The organism is Streptomyces sp. NPDC020996 (genome assembly GCF_040641355.1).
GTDB lineage: Bacteria > Actinomycetota > Actinomycetes > Streptomycetales > Streptomycetaceae > Streptomyces.
The window spans coordinates 161587-177220 of the sequence record NZ_JBFADM010000004.1 but is presented as its reverse complement, the minus strand read 5'-3'; the positions used below and the strand labels follow the sequence as shown (position 1 = coordinate 177220).

11 protein-coding genes and 1 pseudogene are annotated in these 15634 nt (G+C 71.4%); 4 read left to right on the top strand and 8 right to left on the bottom strand.

Translation table 11 applies throughout. The features are described 5' to 3' along the window. Window positions 1–37: 37 nt before the first annotated feature. The 3 genes from AB0G63_RS04855 to AB0G63_RS04845 form a co-directional block, all read right to left on the bottom strand. Window positions 38–5401: a type I polyketide synthase gene (locus AB0G63_RS04855; protein ID WP_360744299.1), complete on the bottom strand. Its 5364-nt coding sequence runs from the start codon at window positions 5399–5401 to the stop codon at window positions 38–40. A gap of 316 nt (window positions 5402–5717) precedes the next feature. Then, window positions 5718–6653, bottom strand: coding sequence for an N-acetylmuramic acid 6-phosphate etherase (murQ, locus tag AB0G63_RS04850; protein ID WP_360744296.1), 936 nt, complete (start codon window positions 6651–6653; stop codon window positions 5718–5720). A gap of 81 nt (window positions 6654–6734) precedes the next feature. After that, window positions 6735–7769, bottom strand: a complete 1035-nt coding sequence (locus AB0G63_RS04845; RefSeq protein WP_360744293.1) for a MurR/RpiR family transcriptional regulator — start codon at window positions 7767–7769, stop codon at window positions 6735–6737. Between the two features lie 57 nt (window positions 7770–7826). Between AB0G63_RS04845 and AB0G63_RS04840 the strand changes: the two genes are divergently transcribed. Together AB0G63_RS04840 and AB0G63_RS04835 are read left to right on the top strand one after the other, a co-directional pair. Further along, on the top strand, window positions 7827–8213 hold the full coding sequence (locus tag AB0G63_RS04840; RefSeq protein ID WP_360744291.1) for a hypothetical protein: 387 nt from the start codon (window positions 7827–7829) through the stop codon (window positions 8211–8213). After that, window positions 8210–8503: a DUF4031 domain-containing protein gene (locus tag AB0G63_RS04835; protein ID WP_360744288.1), complete on the top strand. Its 294-nt coding sequence runs from the start codon at window positions 8210–8212 to the stop codon at window positions 8501–8503. The genes AB0G63_RS04840 and AB0G63_RS04835 overlap by 4 nt, the downstream gene beginning before the upstream one ends. Here AB0G63_RS04835 and AB0G63_RS04830 read toward each other — a convergent pair. After that, window positions 8473–9561, bottom strand: coding sequence for a GNAT family N-acetyltransferase (locus AB0G63_RS04830; RefSeq protein ID WP_360744285.1), 1089 nt, complete (start codon window positions 9559–9561; stop codon window positions 8473–8475). The genes AB0G63_RS04835 and AB0G63_RS04830 overlap by 31 nt on opposite strands. 119 nt (window positions 9562–9680) lie before the next feature. Here AB0G63_RS04830 and AB0G63_RS04825 point away from each other — a divergent pair, with 119 nt between their 5' ends. After that, window positions 9681–10967 carry a glycosyltransferase family 4 protein gene (locus tag AB0G63_RS04825; protein WP_360744282.1) on the top strand — a complete coding sequence of 429 codons (1287 nt, stop codon included), beginning with the start codon at window positions 9681–9683 and terminating at the stop codon, window positions 10965–10967. After that, a complete protein-coding gene (locus tag AB0G63_RS04820) occupies window positions 10946–11857 on the top strand; it encodes a transferase (protein WP_360744279.1) in 912 nt (303 codons plus the stop codon). Before AB0G63_RS04825 ends, AB0G63_RS04820 begins: the two co-directional genes overlap by 22 nt. Before the next feature lie 31 nt (window positions 11858–11888). Here the strand turns inward: AB0G63_RS04820 and AB0G63_RS04815 are convergent. From AB0G63_RS04815 to AB0G63_RS04800, 4 genes and pseudogenes are all read right to left on the bottom strand, one after another. After that, window positions 11889–12057, bottom strand: a pseudogene (locus AB0G63_RS04815) (metal-dependent phosphohydrolase); the annotation flags it as partial. 29 nt (window positions 12058–12086) lie between these two features. After that, window positions 12087–14018 (bottom strand): FtsX-like permease family protein, encoded by a 1932-nt coding sequence (locus tag AB0G63_RS04810; protein ID WP_360744276.1) that lies wholly within the window; start codon window positions 14016–14018, stop codon window positions 12087–12089. 338 nt (window positions 14019–14356) lie between these two features. Further along, on the bottom strand, window positions 14357–15061 hold the full coding sequence (locus AB0G63_RS04805; RefSeq protein ID WP_360744273.1) for an ABC transporter ATP-binding protein: 705 nt from the start codon (window positions 15059–15061) through the stop codon (window positions 14357–14359). Between the two features lie 82 nt (window positions 15062–15143). Further along, the gene (locus AB0G63_RS04800; RefSeq protein ID WP_360744270.1) at window positions 15144–15482 is read right to left on the bottom strand and encodes a hypothetical protein; all 339 of its coding nucleotides are present in this window, start codon (window positions 15480–15482) and stop codon (window positions 15144–15146) included. Window positions 15483–15634: the final 152 nt, after the last annotated feature.

Genomic DNA, 15634 nt, shown 5'->3' with positions numbered 1-15634 from the left:
CCCGTCGAGGACCAGGCGCCGGAACCGCACCGGCCGGTCAACGCGACGGGCTGTCGCCCAACGCGCCCGCGATGTGCTGAGCGAGCTTCCGGGGAGACGGTCCCTGCAGGATCTTGGCCACGGGGACGCTGACAGCCAGATCCGCGGCGATACGCGCCCGCAGTTCCACCGACATCAGCGAGTCCACCCCCAGACGCTTGATCGAGACGGCATCGTCCACCCTGTCCATGGTGAGCCCGAGGACGGAAGCGAGCTGTTCCTGGCAGTAGGCGGTGAGGAGCTTCTCCCGGACACCGGAGTCCGCCTGGAGGACCGCCTCCCGGTCCAGCCGCCCCGACTCCGCGTTCTGCTCGGCCGCGTCCTGTGCCTCCGCGGGTGAGCTGCCCGCTCCTCCGAACTGACGGAACGCGGAAGACTTGGCGCGGGACGGGAAGAACTTGGTCCACTGTTCGAGGTCCAGGGACATCACCGCCGCCTGAGGGGTCCACTCCCCGATGAGCCTGCCTAGCGCGTTGAGCGCCACGTCCGGGCTCATGGCCGCGAGGCCCCGGGACGCGAAGCGCTCGCTCGAAGCGGTGTCCCGCGCCGCGATTCCGATCTGGTCCCAGCGGCCCCAGTTGACGGTCAGCGCCGGCCGGCCGCGCAGACGCCGGTTCCAGGCGATCGCGTCCATGAAGGCGCTCGCCGCGGAGTAGTTGGCCTGCCCGGGGGACCCCATGAGCGAGGCCGCGGACGAGAAGAGGACGAAGAAGTCGATCGGGTCGTCGGCGGTGAGTTCGTCGAGGTTGCGGGTGCCGTCGATCCTCGGCGCCGAGGTGGCGGTCAGGCTCTCGCCGTCGAGCTGGGTGATGGTGCGGTCATCGAGCACCACGGCCGAGTTGATGACGCCGGCAAGCGGCGGCAGGTTCTGGCGCACCCAGTCGAGTACCTCGCTCAGCCTCGCGCGGTCGGAGATGTCGGCCCGCAGGGCGTGAACGCCTGCTCCCTTCGCGCGCAGCGCCTCCAGCTCCGGCAGCACGGCGTCGTCCGCGCCGTGGCGCCCGAGGAGCACGAGGTGCCGTGCCCCCTGCTCGGCCATCCACCGCGCGGCTCGCAGACCCACTCCGCCCAGGCCCCCGGCGACGAGATACGTCGAGTCGTCGCGGAAGAGGGGGCCGGGCTCGGACGGCGTGAGCGGGTGCGCCACAACCCGGTGTGCGAACCGGGAGGTGCCGCGCAGGACGACTTCGTCCTCCTCGACGTCCGCGCTGATCTCGTTCCACAGGCCCCGCAGGTCGGCGCCGCCCGGATCGGCCGGGAGATCGACGAGGGAACACCTGAGGTCCGGGAGTTCGTACATGGCCGTTCGCCCGAGCCCCCAGACGGCGGCCTGCTGGGGAGACGTCCATCGGTCACCCGGAACGACCGCATGAGCCCCGCGGGTGACGAGCCAGACCCTCGGAGAGGTGGTCAGCTGGGCTTCCGTCACCGCCTGGAGGACGGTCAGCGCCGTAGCGGTCTGGTCGAGGTCGCCCTGGGCATCCGTCGCCGGCGCAGCCAGATGCACGACACCGGCCCAGGACCCCTCCTTCAGGGCGATGAGCAACTGCTCGCGCAGGGACTGCCCGTCTGCCGCGAGAAGTTCGCATCCGCCGCTGCGTTCGCGCATGAGCCGGCACAGACCGGCGGCCTCCGGCGTCCCGTCACCGATGACGATCCAGCGCTGTGCCTTCGCACCACGGGGCTTGGGCAGCGGGGCCAGGCGCTCCCATCGGGAGACGTGGGCGAGGTCGCTCGCGCGACGCTCGGCCACCTCGGGAAGCTCGCGTTCCAGGCGCTGCACGCGCAGCCCCTCGACCTCCAGCAGGGTGACTTCCTCTTCACCGGCGAGCGTCAGGTCGGCGACGAGGAAGTCCACGTCGTCGTCGGCGGAGCGGCGCTCGGCATGAGCCCGCAGAGTGCCGCCGAGCGGGACCGGGGTGCGGTGAACGACACGGTCGATGGATGTCGGCAGGTAGCTGTCATCACCCGTCCGGGACGGCAGCATCGGCATCATCGTCTGGAAGAAGCTGTCCGCGAGAGCGGGATGCACCCGGTAGTGGGGGGTGCGGTATTCGCCGGACACAGTGGTGTCCAGTTGCGTCGCGACGTGCGACGGGGCCTGCCGCACGGAGCTGATCGCCCTGAACGGCCCGTCATGCTCGACACCCCGCCGGCGCATCGCCCCGTAGTGCTCGTCGACCGGCAGCGGAACGGCGTCCTCGGGCACCTTCGGACAGGGCGCCGGCGACGGAAGCGGACCAGCGGCAGCGGGTGTCCGCGCGGTCGCCAGACACACCCACTTGCTTACGGCCGTACCCTCTTCCGTGGCCACGTGGCATGTGAGTTCCAGGTCGTCGTCGCGTCGGCGTGCGAGCACCTGCACGAGGGCGGAGTTGTCCTCGTCGAAGAAGAAGGTGTCCAGGAACCGGATGTCCCGGATCTCGACGGGATACCCGTTCCGCGTGGCACCGGTGGCCTCGTCGGCGGCGGCCAGGAAGAGTTCGACGTATCCGGTGGCCGGAAACACCGTGGTGCCGTGCACGCGGTGCTCGGCCATGTAGGGAAGTGTGGCCAGGCCGAGGCGGAACGTCCAGGCCAGCGTCCCCGGCTCGACCGCCAGCGGCGTGGGACGCCCCATGATCGGGTGAGGTGTGCCCTCCGTCAGAGGGCTTCCGCCCGAGGGCTGTGCCGCCGGGACGGACCGTTCGGCCGCGGGGTTCCAGTGCCGTTCGTGCTCCCACGGGTAGCCGGGCAGCGCGACGTGCTCGCCTCGCGGGAGGTACTGAGCCGACCAGTCGACCCTCTGGCCTGCCGTGTGCCAGGCCGCCAGCGTGCGGGACAGGGTGGGCCGGCCCGGCTCGTCACGCCGGAGCGAGCCGACGACCAGCGGCGAATGCCCCAGTGACTCGGCGGTCTTCTGCGTGGCCTGCACGAGAAGAGGATGGGCGCTGATCTCCAGGAAGCCGGTGTGCCCGTCCTCGGCCGCGCGCTCCACCGCCTGACGGAACAGCACCGGCTGCCGAAGGTTTCTGATCCAGTAGTCGCAGGTCAGCTCCTCACCGGACAGCAGCGTTCCGGTGACGGTGGAGTACATCGCGACGGCCGCCGGCCTCGGCGCGACGGGGGAGAGCACGTCACCGAGTTCTGCCCGGAGGACGTCCATGTGGGAGCTGTGGGACGCGTAGTCGACCCGCACCTTCTGGGCGAACACGTCCTGCGCCTGAAGCGCGGAGACCAGTTCGTCCACGGCGGCGGTGTCGCCGGCGAGGACGACCGACTCGGGGCCGTTCTCGGCAGCGACGACCACCCGGCCGTCGTAGGGAAGCAGTGCCTTCTCGGCGTCCTGAAGGGACATCGCCGCCGCGGCCATGGTGCCGTGCCCGGTCACCGACTTCAGCAGGCGGCTGCGGCCGCACACGAGGAGAGCGGCGTCCTCCAGCGTCAGCGCGCCCGCCACATGGGCCGCGGCGATCTCGCCCTGGGAGTGCCCGATGACCGCGTCCGGAGTGACACCCCAGGAACGCCACAGGGCGGCGAGCGAGACCTGGAGAGCGAAGGAGACCGGCTGTACGACGTCCACGTCGACGAGCGCTTCGCCGCTGGTGAGGCGGTCGACCACCGACCAGCCAAGGTGGGGAAGCATCGCGTCCGCGCAGGCCAGCATCGACTCGCGGAAGGCGGGTTCGCCGAGCAGGTCCGTTCCCATCCCGGGCCACTGCGCCCCCTGACCGGGGAATATCCACACCGCGCGGTTGACGGTCTCCGTCACCGTGCCGGTGACGGCGCCGTCGGTGACCTGTCCCTCGCTGAACGCGCTCAGCACGGCGTGCGCCTGATCCAGGCTGTCGCAGGGCACCGCCAGCCGGTAGTCGTGGTGGGTACGTCGCCTGGCCAGGGTGTGGCACACGTCGACCAGGGTCAGGTCGCTGTCGACGAGGGCCTGCGCGTACCGCCCGGCGGTGGCGCGCAGAGCACTGCGGCTCCGCGCCGACACGGTGACGATGAGATCGCGGGGGAGGCCCGTCTCCTCGTCCGCCTCGTCCGCCTCGTCCGCCTCATTCGTTTCCGGCTCGGCCGACTCCATCGCCGGAGGTCCTTGCAGCACGAGATGGGAATTCGTGCCGGCGATGCCGAAACTGCTGACGCCGGCGAACCGGGAGGCGGGATCCGAAGGCCAGGGCTGGAGCTCGGTGGGGATGCGAACGGGCAGCCGGTCCCACGGGATGTCGGGGTTCGGGGTCTCGAAGTGGAGGTTGCCGGGGATCCTGCCGTGCTTGAGTGCCAGAGCCACCTTGATGATGCCGGCGAGACCGGCCGCCGCCTCGAGGTGCCCGATGTTGGTCTTCACCGACCCGACGAGCAGGGGCCGGTCCTGCGGACGTCCCTCCCCCAGCACCGTGCCCAGGGCTTCCAGCTCCACCGGATCACCCACCGACGTGCCGGTACCGTGCGCCTCCACGTAGTCGACGGCGCCGGGGGAGACTCCCGCGTCCTGGTAGGCCAGGCGCAGTACGTCGCTCTGGCCCGCGACGCTCGGCTTCATGAACAGGTCACTGCCTCCGTCGTTGTTGGAGGCGCCGCCCCGGATCACCGCGTAGACGGGATCCCCGTCCATGAGCGCGGCCGTGAGCCGTTTGAGGACGACTACACCGGCTCCCTCGCTTCGCACATATCCGTCGGCACGGGCGTCGAACGCCTTGCACCGCCCGTCGGGAGCCATCATGCCGCCCTGCGAGAAACTGACGCTGTGATCGGGGTTCAGGATCACATTGACACCGCCGGCCAGCGCGACGTCGCACGATCCGGTGCGGATGGACTGGCAGCCCATGTGCACGGCGACCAGGCCGGAGGAGCAGGCGGCGTCCAGAGCGACGCTCACGCCCTTGAGGTTCAGCGCGTAGGAGATGCGGCCCGCGGCGCCGCTGCGGGCGCTCCCGGCGGCGCTGTAGACGTCCAGTTCGGCGGTGTCACCGCCGAACTGCCGGTCCCCGAAGTCGTTGTTCACGACCCCCATGAAGACACCGGCGCTGCTCCCGCTGAGCGACTCGAGAGTGAGACCGGCGTCCTCCACGGCCTCCCAGGCGACCTCCAGCAGAAGGCGGTGCTGCGGATCGATCTTCCCGGCCTCCCGCGGCGCTATCCCGAAGAATCCCGCGTCGAACTCGTCGACGCCGTCGACGAAGCCGCCCCACCGGGTCGTGGTCTTTCCCGGCGTGGCCGGCCGGGGGTCGTAGAACTCCTCTATGTCGAATCGGTCGCCGGGAACTTCGGAGATCGCATCCGCACCCGCCGTGAGCAGATCCCACAGTTCACGCGGACCGCTGGATCCGGGAAAGCGGCAACCGATACCGACGATGGCGATCGGTTCATGTTCCTTCATCAACTGCACCCCGTGAGTTATTGGAGGGCCAGGTCCCCTGAAATCCCGGCCCGGAAAAGGGAAATGAAGCGAACCGGACGCGGCCGATGACCGTCTTCATCGGCTTTTCCGATCGGTCCCGTCCGTCTGGACCCGAGGATCTTCCGTATGCGCTCGGGACCTCAGACGCCGCTTGGCGGGGAAATAGTTCCCGCGTCTTTTCATCTTGGTCAATTGAGTATTGTTTACTCAATTACGGCTCCGGCTCGAACCGGACCCGGATGAACTCATGGTGTCGCGGGGCCGACGGCTGATCACCGCGGCTTTGTCAGGCCGGTCAGCCGTCCGCGGATGCCAGCGCGGCGCGCAGGTGGCCGCCGGACTCCTCCAGGAGGCGGGCGGCCGTGGGGCCGTCGACGCCGGCCAGGAGAGTGAGGATCGCGTTCTTCACCTCGCCGCCGGTCGCCGTCAGCGCCCGCTCGATCTCCTCGTCGCCCGCCCCGGTGGCGAGGGCGACGATCCGCCGGGAGCGGGCGCGCAGCTTCTCGTTCGAGGCGCGCACGTCGACCATCAGGTTCCCGTACGTCTTGCCCAGCCGGATCATCGTGATCGTCGAGAGCATGTTCAGGACGAGCTTCTGCGCGGTGCCCGCCTTCAGGCGGGTGGAGCCGGTGAGCAGTTCGGGGCCGACGACGATCTCGATGCCGTGCTCGGCGGCGGCCGCGAGCGGGCTGCCGGGGTTGCAGGCCAGGCCGACGGTCAGCGCGCCCAGCCGGCGGGCGTGCCGCACGGCGGCGACGGCGTACGGGGTGCGGCCGGAGGCGGAGACGCCGACGACGGTGTCGGCGGGGGTCAGCGCGAGGCCGTCCAGGTCGTCCCGGGCGAGCCGCGCGGAGTCCTCCGCGCCCTCGACGGAGGTGACCATGGCCTCCGGGCCGCCCGCGATCAGGCCGACGACCTGTCCCGGGGCGGTGTCGAAGGTCGGCGGGCACTCGGAGGCGTCCAGCACGCCGAGCCGCCCGGCGGTCCCCGCACCGGCGTACACCAGGCGGCCGCCGCGCGCCATGCGCTCGGCGACGGCGTCGATGGCGGCGGCGATCTGCGGCAGCCGCTCGGCCACGGCGGCCGGGACGGTGGCGTCCTCGGCGTTCATGAGCCGCGCGATGTCGAGGGTGGGGAGCCGGTCGATCTCGGCGAGGTCGGGGCGGAACGCCTCGGTGGTCAGGTTCTCCAGCTCGGCGCGGAGGGCACGGGGGTCGGGCGTGGAGGTCATGGCGGGCGGCTCTTTCGTGGGGGGTACGGCGTGCTCGGCTGCTCGGCTGCTCAGCTGCTCGGTGAGGAGGACGCGCGGGGGCTACCGCCGGTGCCGGTGGGCCAGCGCCTCGTACGACGCCGACAGCGCCGGCGCCGCCGTCTCGTACGTCCGCTGCGCCACCCCCACGAACAGGCAGTCCACCACCAGGAGCTGACTGGTCCGGGACGACATGGCCGCCGGGCGCAGTTCGCTCTCCCGGGCGGTGGACGTGGTCAGCACGTGGTCGGCGTACTGGGCGACGGGGCCGTCGGGGCGCCCGGTGATCGCCACGGTCGTCGCCCCGTGCTCGAAGGCGACCCGCAGCGGCTCGATGACGTCCCCGGTCGACCCGGAGTGCGTGATGGCGATGGCGACGTCGCCGCCGCGCAGCTGCACGGCGTTGGTGACGGCGAGGTGCGGGTCGCTGTGCGCGTGGGCCATCAGCCCTATCCGCAGCAGCTTCTGCACCAGATCCTGGGCGACCAGCCCGGACGCGCCGACGCCGTACACGTCGATGCGGCGCGCGGCCGCCGCCGCGGTGACCGCGGCCCCCAGCTGCACGGTGTCGAGGCCGGCCGCGGTGTCGGCGAGGGTCTGCTGCTCGTCGTAGGCGAGCTTGGCCACGACGTCGGCGATCGGGTCGTCGACCGCGATGTCCGTGGTGATGGCGGGGGCGCGGCCGGACTGCTGCTGGGCGGCCAGCCCGGCGAGCGCGAGGCGCAGGTCCCGGTAGCCGGGGTAGCCGAGCAGCCGGGCCGTGCGGACGACGGTCGCCTCGCTGGTGCCGGTCAGCTCCGCGAGGCCGGTGACCGTGAGGGCCGCGCAGCCGGCCGGGTCGCTCGCGACGGCCTCGGCGACGCGCTGCATGGAGCGGGTCATGGACGGCGCGAGCGTGCGCACCTTGGCCGCGAGGGCGGCGGGGGCGGGTGGCGCGGGGTACGCGGCGGGCGCGGGGCGCCCGGGGTGCGCGGGGTGCGCCGGCGGCGCGGCGGGCGCCGGTTGCGCCGGGCGCGCGGGGTGCGCGGGGTGCGCCGGGGGTGCCGTCGCCCCGCCCGGAGCGGCTGTCGCGAAAATTTCCTTCGCGTCCTGGGTCACACCCTGAAAGATATTTTCGGCTCGGTGTCGTGGTCAAGCCTGCGCACAATGGGAGACATGGACCCCACCATCAGCCCCCTGGAGCAGGCGTTGCACGCGGCACGCGCCCTGGTGCTCGCCGACCTGGTCGCGGACGGGGTCGCCGAGGCCGACGTGGTGTCCCTCGTCGAGGACGCCGTCGTCCAGCGGCGCTGGTGGGTCGAGCAGTGGCCGGACGGCGCGGAGTTCGTCGCCGGGCTGGTCGCCCAGGACGTCCAGGACGCCCTGCTCGAACGCCACGGCCGCTGGCCGCTGTGCCCGGTCTGCGGCTCCGGCGACCCGCACGCCCTCGACATCGAGCCGGAACTCGGCGCCGACCCGCACTGGGTGTGCCACAAGGCGGGCGTACGGGTGGCGGCCGTGGGCTCCCTCGGACCGGTCACGGGCGGGACGCCGCCCAGGTGACCGTCTACATCGATCCGCCCGCCTGGCCCGGACACGGACGCATGTGGTCCCACCTGATCAGCGACGTCTCCTACGAGGAACTGCGCGCCTTCGCCGACGGCCTGGCCCTGCCCCGCCGCGCCTTCGAACGCGACCACTACGACGTCCCGTCGCACCGCTACGCGGACGCGGTGGCCGCGGGCGCGGTCCAGGTCAGCAGCCGCGAGGTGGTACGCCTCCTCACGACGGCGGGTCTGCGGCGACGGAAGCGGCGGGCGGCTCAGCTCCCCGGTGCGGAGGCGAGCTCGTAGGCGAGCCGGTCCGTGTCCTCGCCGTCCTCGCTCACCCTGCGGAAACCCGCGCGGGTGACGACCGCCTGGGACGGCAGGTTGTCCGGGTCGACGACCGCGAGCAGCGCGCGTACGTCGTCGCGGGCCAGCGCCCAGGAGGCGAGGGCGCGCAGGGCCTCGGTGGCGTAACCGTTGCCGCGGGCGGCCTCGACCAGGTCGTAGCCGATCTCCGCGCGGCCCTCCTCGTCCGGGACGCCGTGGAAGCCCATGCCGCCGATCGCGCGGCCGTCCTCCCGGCGCACCAGGACGAACATGCCGAACTCCGGCCGGTGCACGCCCGTCTCGTACGCCTTGAGCATCATCCCGGCGGCGTCCCGCGTGCCCTCGTACGGGCCGCCCGCGAGCCACGGGAAGCCGCCGTCGCCGCCCGCGGCCAGGTCGGCGGCGGCCGCCGGGGTGACGCCCTGGAGGACGAGGCGGCCGGCGGGCAGGACCAGGTCGTTCTGCCAGCGCCACTCGGTGACCGGGGCGCGGCCGGGCAGCTCGCCGCGGCCGGTGGCCCACAGCAGGGTGCGCCAGGCGTCGGGGCCGGGACGCACCTGCGGGAAGATCCGGGTGAGGACGAACTCCGGCAGCTCGGAGGCGGGTTCGTACGGCAGACCCAGGCCCAGCGCGATGTCGTGCGTGTGCAGCAGCACCTCGGCGACGCCCATCGCCGCGAAGCCCTCGCGGTTGGCGCTGCGGAACGGGTACGGGTGGAAGGCGCGCACCTCGCGCGGAGTGGTACGGATCGCGGCGGTGAACAGGGCGCCGGCCGTCTCGATCACGTCCAGGGCGCCCGCGTTGTCGGTGCCCTCGTCGAGCACGATCTCGAAGGGGACGTACGCCTCCTGCGCGCGCCCCGCCAACTGCCCCGCGTAGGCGAGGAGATCACCCGCGATGTGCTCCGCGGTGCGGCGGCAGCTCCACTCCAGCGTGCCCGCCCGCACCCCGTCCCAGTCGCGGTCCGCGGCCGCCCGCAGCAGCGCCACCGCGCCGGCCGCGGCCTGCTCCACCCGTTCTGCGCCCATGTCTCCCATGGGGGCACGCTATTGCGGACGCCTCCGGCGCGCACGCGAGTTACCACCGGCCCTCCCGCCGGTGCAACGGAGCGGTAACACCGGCAACCGGCAAGCGAGTTGCCGGTATCTAGTCCGCCATGAAGATTTCTTTCCTCATTCACAACGCCTACGGGATCGGAGGCACGAACACCACGACGTTCAACCTGGCCCGGGCGCTGTCCGAACGGCACGAGGTGGAGATCGTCTCGGTGCTGCGGCACCGCGAGCAGCCGCAGCTCGTCCTGGACCCGAAGGTGTCCCTGCGGGCGCTGGTGGATCTGCGGCACGAGAAGGAACATCCGCTGCATCTCAGAGCGGCGCGGGTGTTCCCCGCCGCGGAGTACCGCCACCGGCAGTACAGCGAGCTGACCGACGAGCGGATCGGCCGGTACCTCGAGTCCGTCGACGCCGACGCCGTGATCGGCACCCGGCCGGGGCTCAACGTCCATCTCGCGCTGCAGGCCCCGCGCCGGGTCGTCCGGGTCGGGCAGGAGCACCTCGCCCTCGACCGCCACTCGCCCCGGCTGCGCACCGCGCTGCGCCGGGCCTACCGCGGGCTCGACGTGCTCACCACGGTCACGGAGGCGGACGCGGCCGCCTACCGGCGCAAGATGTGGCTGCCCGGGGTCCGCGTGCAGGCCCTGCCCAACAGCGTCCCCGATCCGGTGCTGCCGGCCTCCGACGGCACCGCCAAGGTGGTGGTAGCGGCCGGCCGCCTGGTCGCGGGGAAACGTTACGACCTGCTCATCGAGGCGTTCGCCCTGGTCGCCGCCGAACGCCCCGACTGGCGGCTGCGCATCTACGGCACGGGCGAGGAACGCGGCCGGCTGCGGCGGCTCATCGAGCGCCTCGGCCTGTACGACAACGTCTTCCTGATGGGCGCCGCGGCCCCCCTGGAGGCGGAGTGGGTCAAGGGCTCGATCGGTGCGGCCGCGTCCGACTTCGAGTCGTTCGGCATGACCATCGTCGAGGCGATGCGGTGCGGACTGCCGATGGTGAGCACCGACTGCCCGCACGGTCCCGGCGAGATCATCGAAGACGGCGCCGACGGCCGGCTGGTTCCGGTCGGGGACCGCGACGCGCTGGGCGCCGCGCTGCTGGAACTCGTCCGCGACGACGAGTTACGCCGCCGCATGGGGCGTACGGCCATGGAGAACGCGCGGCGGTTCGCGCCGGCCGCCGTCGTGCGGCAGGCCGAGGACCTGATCGAGGAGGCGCTGTCGGCGAGGAGGAGCGGGCGTAGGCCGGCCGCACGTGACCGGGCCCGCATACGCCGCGCCCTGACCGGCCGCGGCTACGCCGCCCAGGACGCCGCCCGCGTACTGGGCAGCAGCGCACTGTGCACGGTACGGAGGGGACGGCGATGGCGGAGGGCACGGCGATGACGGAGGCCCCCGGAACCGCACCCGGTCCGCAACCGCGCGCGGACTGCACGGTCGACGCGGACGGCCGCATCACCTTCCGGCTCCAGCCGGACACGGCCACCGGCTCCCCGGCGCCGTACCTGCTGCTGCGGCTGCGCCCCAAGAAGGGGCAGCCCGAGAAGGGGCAGCCCGAGGTGACCCTGCGGCTCCTCGATCCGGAACCGGCGGACGGCGACGACCGCAGGCACGCCGTCCTGGAGCCGCGGCCCGCCCTCGCCGAGGGACGGTGGGACGTGTACCTCGTCCCCGGTCCGGGGGCGTCGCCGCAGCGGGTGCGCCCCGGCCTGCGTGACCTGCGGGCCCTGGTCGGCGGCCCCCTCCGCGAGGTGCCGGCGCCGGTGGCCGTGCGGATTCCGTACGCCACCAAGGACGGCTGTCTCGCCGTACGGACCTGGCTGCGCGCCGCCCACGCGGAGGTGGAGCGCATCGAGGTCACGGACCGCTCGATGACCGTCAGGGCCCGGCTGCACGGCGCCGGCCCGCTGCCCGGGACAGCCGCCGTACGACTGCGCCGGCGGGGCCGGGACGGCGTCCTGCGGACGGTGGAACCCCGGGCCGGGAGCGACGGCCGGCGCTTCTCCTTCACTGTGGACTACGGCGAGTTGGCCGCCGGCAACGGCGCCGGCAGCCACGTCTGGGACCTCGCCGTCCAGTTCTCGTCCCGCCCGCAGGTCGCGGAGGTCGCGGAGGTCGCGGAGGTCCCCGCCGTCCGGATCGGCCGGCTGCTGGACGACCTGGCCGACCGTAAGGAGATCTTCGTCTATCCGGCGGCAACGGTCGGGGACGTCGTGGTGCGTCCCTACTACACGGTCGACAACGACCTGTCCGTCGAGGTGACACCCGTGGGGTGAGCCGGGGAGTCGGAGCGACAGCGCGGACGGTGGCGGTGTACGCGGAGGGCGGGGCGACGAGGATCGCCAGGTCGGCGTCGCACAGCACCGCGCCGTTCGCGTCGCCGGGCTCCGGGGCGTACGTGACGGTGAGCCGCACCGGACCGGGCCACCTCGGCGGTCCGGTCCGATGCCACCCCGGCCTCGGGCAGGGCACGTTGTCGGCGATGTCGGCAGCGTCGACCAGGAATCAGTCGCCTCGTGGCTGCCAGGCGACCGCATGGCGAGCGGCAACGCCGCCACAGACCAGGGCGACCAGCGAGCCTGCCAGCGCAACCACGGCCAGACCCACGAGAAGAAGCGGCAGTGACATCCACCCTCCTTTCCCGAGGTTGATCAGCAAGCCGCCGAGTAGAGCTGCCACCACAGCACCTACCACCCCGACCACGCTCAGCGGGATCGCCATGTTCCAGGCAGCGACGCCACTGTAGAACCGCCGGTCCGTACGGAACGCGGACAGCGGGCCGAGCGCACGCGCCTGCTCCAGGAAGATTCCTGCCGCTCCCAACGCGCCTGCGGCGGCGAGGGCGGCAAGCCCGATCAGAGCGATGTCGAGCAGCCAGCGCGTCTGGGCGGCCTGGGCGGCCGATCCGAGATACCAGGACTGGCCGGGCAACGCGGTCATGGGACCGATCAGGTGCTGGTAGGCGGCCTGTTTGATGCGGCCGAGCCCTGCATCGCCGTCCGGGTTGAGGACCAGGAAGCCGTAGAGAGTCTTGTCGCCACCCGACGGCGCCTGGCAGGTGCACACGGAGGCAATGGGAGCGCTGACCAGGTCGCCGTCCCGCAGTACATTCGTGCCTGCCGCGGTGAGCCGGGTGAAGACGTCTCTTGCGGACTTCGGTGTGGAGGGACACGAAGCCATCCGCCCGAGGGCGCGGAGACTCTTGCACGGGCCCGTGAGTCGCACCCTCGGCGACTCGGCTGAAGTGCCCGGTTCCGGCGAGTACCGGAGGACATTTTCCGGACCCAGGGCCGTGGTGAAACCTGCGGCGGTCGCCGGTATGTCGCGAGAGCGGACCTGGACGAGCTCGGCCCCGGAAGCCTGGTAGCGATCCCATGCCTCAGCTGCCGGGCCGGTGAACTGCGTTGTCAGGACCTGCCCGATGGTGACGAGTCCGAGACCGACCACGAGGGCGGCGCTGAGGCGTGCCAGGGTCGCCGGGCGTGCCGCGAGCCAGCGTCCGGCGACGATGCGTACGGGATCTCCCTTGGTGCCGCCTCGTTCGGCGAGCCGGTGGCCAAGCACTCGTGCTAGGTGTGAAGCCGAGTAGGGAAGTGCGATCAGCGCCACGACGGAACCGGCGACGAAGCCGAAACGCCCCTCCACCTGACGGTGTTCGGATCCCCAGGTGGCGACGGTCAGCCCGAGAACGAAGAGGACGTGGGGCCAGCGGGCCGTCCGATTGTGTTGCCGGGTCGGCCTGGTGCCAGTCCTGCGGGGCCTGCGGATTCCCGCCAGGACGGTGAGCAGGACCAAGCAGACGAAGACGCCGAGGCTCAGGGCGGGCAAGCTGGGCAGGGCCGCACGTAGGTCGTGCGACCACACCTGGTAGCCGGTGAACGGCAAGGTGGGTGAGGTCCACGACAGGGCGGAGAGGACGGCAAACGCCGCGACAGCTCCGGCCGCGATGGGCTTCCACGACTCCCCTGCCAGGACGAGAGCGCGGACGCGGGTCGGCGCCCCCAGCGCGTCGAGAAGCGCGAGACGGCGGTCCCGGGTATCGGCTCGGCTGCGCACTGCCACAAGGATCAGGGCTGTGCACGGGAGGGCCGCCATGAGCAGGATGAGCAGATCCAGCTCGGCGATTCCGCGGTCGAACTGATGGCTGCTCACGAAAAACATTGCCTGATTTGGGTTGCCGAAGCCGCGCACGTAGGAGTTCGGCTCGAAGACCTGCTTGAAGAATCCCGACTGCGACGGGTTGACGTATGCAATGAGTTCGGCGGCATCGGCAAGCCCGTCTCGACCGATGGTTCCGGCGAACGATCCGTATCGGCGCTCCATTCCGGGAGCCGCCGAGAGGAGCGACGGAGACAGGAAAGCCTCACCGGGCTTGGGCCACCGGTCCAGCCCCGGAGGGGGCGGTGTGCCTGCACGAATCTCGCGCACGAAGATCACGGACACACTGCGGTCGCCGACCGTGTCCGGTCGCTCCCACCATCGGGCCACTGCGGCGCCAGTGTCACTCTGGGCTACCGGGATGGGATTGCGGTCCGTCATCCTGTGGTCGCGCTCTGTGTGCACTGTATGGGCCACGGCCGAGACCCACAGGGTCAACAGCGCGAGGAACGCCGCGCACGCCAACGACGCTCGGTGTAGTCCGCCGCCGCTTCCTTTACCGGCGCGGTGGCCGACGGCCAGCGCGACTCGGAGGCGTCCTCCTCGCCCTGTGGGTACACGAAGTGGGGACTTGGCGCGAGGTGAACCGGTGACGATCTCGGCGTCGGTGGGCGTGATCATCGCTGCCTCACCGCGCTGTTGCCCTCGTGGGCTGGGTGCAGCCTTCCGTCACGCATGGCGAGCTCGCGGTCGGCCCGGGAGGCGACGTCCGGATTGTGGGTGACGACGATGAGAGCACAGTCGTGCGTTGCGGGAAGGGTGAACAACAGATCAGCGACGGTGTCGGAGGTCTCGCCGTCGAGTGCTCCGGTGGGCTCGTCGGCGAGAATCACGCGTGGCTTGCCGATCAAGGCCCTGGCCACCGCGACTCGCTGGCGCTCCCCGCCCGAGAGCGATCCGCTGTCTGTGCCCGCGACGGAGGCAACCCCCAGATCGTTGAGCAGCACTTGTGCCCAGGCATATGTCTCCGCCGCGGGAGCGCCGGCCATCAGGGCGGGAAGAGCGACGTTCTCCAGAGGGCTCAGCTCCGGGAGTAACTCGCCGAACTGGTAGACCATGCCGATGGTCTTGAGACGGACGGCGGCCCTTCGCCCCGGTGACAGAGCGGTGACCTCGTAGCCGTCGACGGTGACGGTGCCGCGGATTGGGGGCGTGAGCCCTGCGAGGCAGCTGAGCAGAGTGCTCTTGCCGCATCCGCTGGGTCCCGTGATGGCTACGCTTTCACCGCTGGCGACGTGCAGTGTCAGTGAGTCCAGGATCACTCGATTGGCGATCTCGTAGTGCAGATCCCGCGCGTGAACGCCGGTGGATGTGGGGGGCATAGGGCAACTCCGGTTCCTCGGTTCACCAACCCTGCACGGTGCTGGTGCGGGGCCTCACGCCCCGCACCAGCACCGTCAGTTTCTAGTAGCGGTACTCGAAGCTGGACCAGGCGTCCGGGGCAAAGTCACGGATCTGGTGGGCCTGGTGACGGTAGACGAGGTTGGTACTGTCACCGCTCGCGTTGCAGTGACCCACGCCGCTGTGCTCCGAAACGGTTCCGTGGCTACCGCTGTCGCGGTAGTAGTTGCTCTCGACATAGTTGCCGTCCTTGTCGCCATCGCAGATCTTGGCAGCTTTCCAGCTGTTGATGGCGTATGAGCAGCTGTTGTAGGCGCACACCTTCGCCTCTGCGGACGGAACTCCGACCACGAGGGCAGAGGCGGCAAAGAGACCCACTACTATGCCTGCACGCTTTCGCATGAGGACTCCTTTGCTGAGGTGGACTGCGATAGTGAGTGTGGGCGCGGCGGGGCAACGCCGCGCCCACTGCTTTCGTTGAGGCAGCTGGCGCGCTCGTCAGCGACCGTCTTGTTCACGGCGGGCCGTGTGCGAGCGCAACAACCGACTTCGAG

Coding starts and splice junctions, on each gene's coding strand:
- AB0G63_RS04825 (WP_360744282.1), top strand. CDS start 9,681: ATGAAGATTTCTTTCCTCATTCACAACGCCTACGGGATCGGAGGCACG.
- AB0G63_RS04800 (WP_360744270.1), bottom strand. CDS start 15,482: ATGCGAAAGCGTGCAGGCATAGTAGTGGGTCTCTTTGCCGCCTCTGCC.
- AB0G63_RS04830 (WP_360744285.1), bottom strand. CDS start 9,561: ATGGGAGACATGGGCGCAGAACGGGTGGAGCAGGCCGCGGCCGGCGCG.
- murQ (WP_360744296.1), bottom strand. CDS start 6,653: ATGACCTCCACGCCCGACCCCCGTGCCCTCCGCGCCGAGCTGGAGAAC.
- AB0G63_RS04805 (WP_360744273.1), bottom strand. CDS start 15,061: ATGCCCCCCACATCCACCGGCGTTCACGCGCGGGATCTGCACTACGAG.
- AB0G63_RS04840 (WP_360744291.1), top strand. CDS start 7,827: ATGGACCCCACCATCAGCCCCCTGGAGCAGGCGTTGCACGCGGCACGC.
- AB0G63_RS04855 (WP_360744299.1), bottom strand. CDS start 5,401: ATGAAGGAACATGAACCGATCGCCATCGTCGGTATCGGTTGCCGCTTT.
- AB0G63_RS04820 (WP_360744279.1), top strand. CDS start 10,946: ATGGCGGAGGGCACGGCGATGACGGAGGCCCCCGGAACCGCACCCGGT.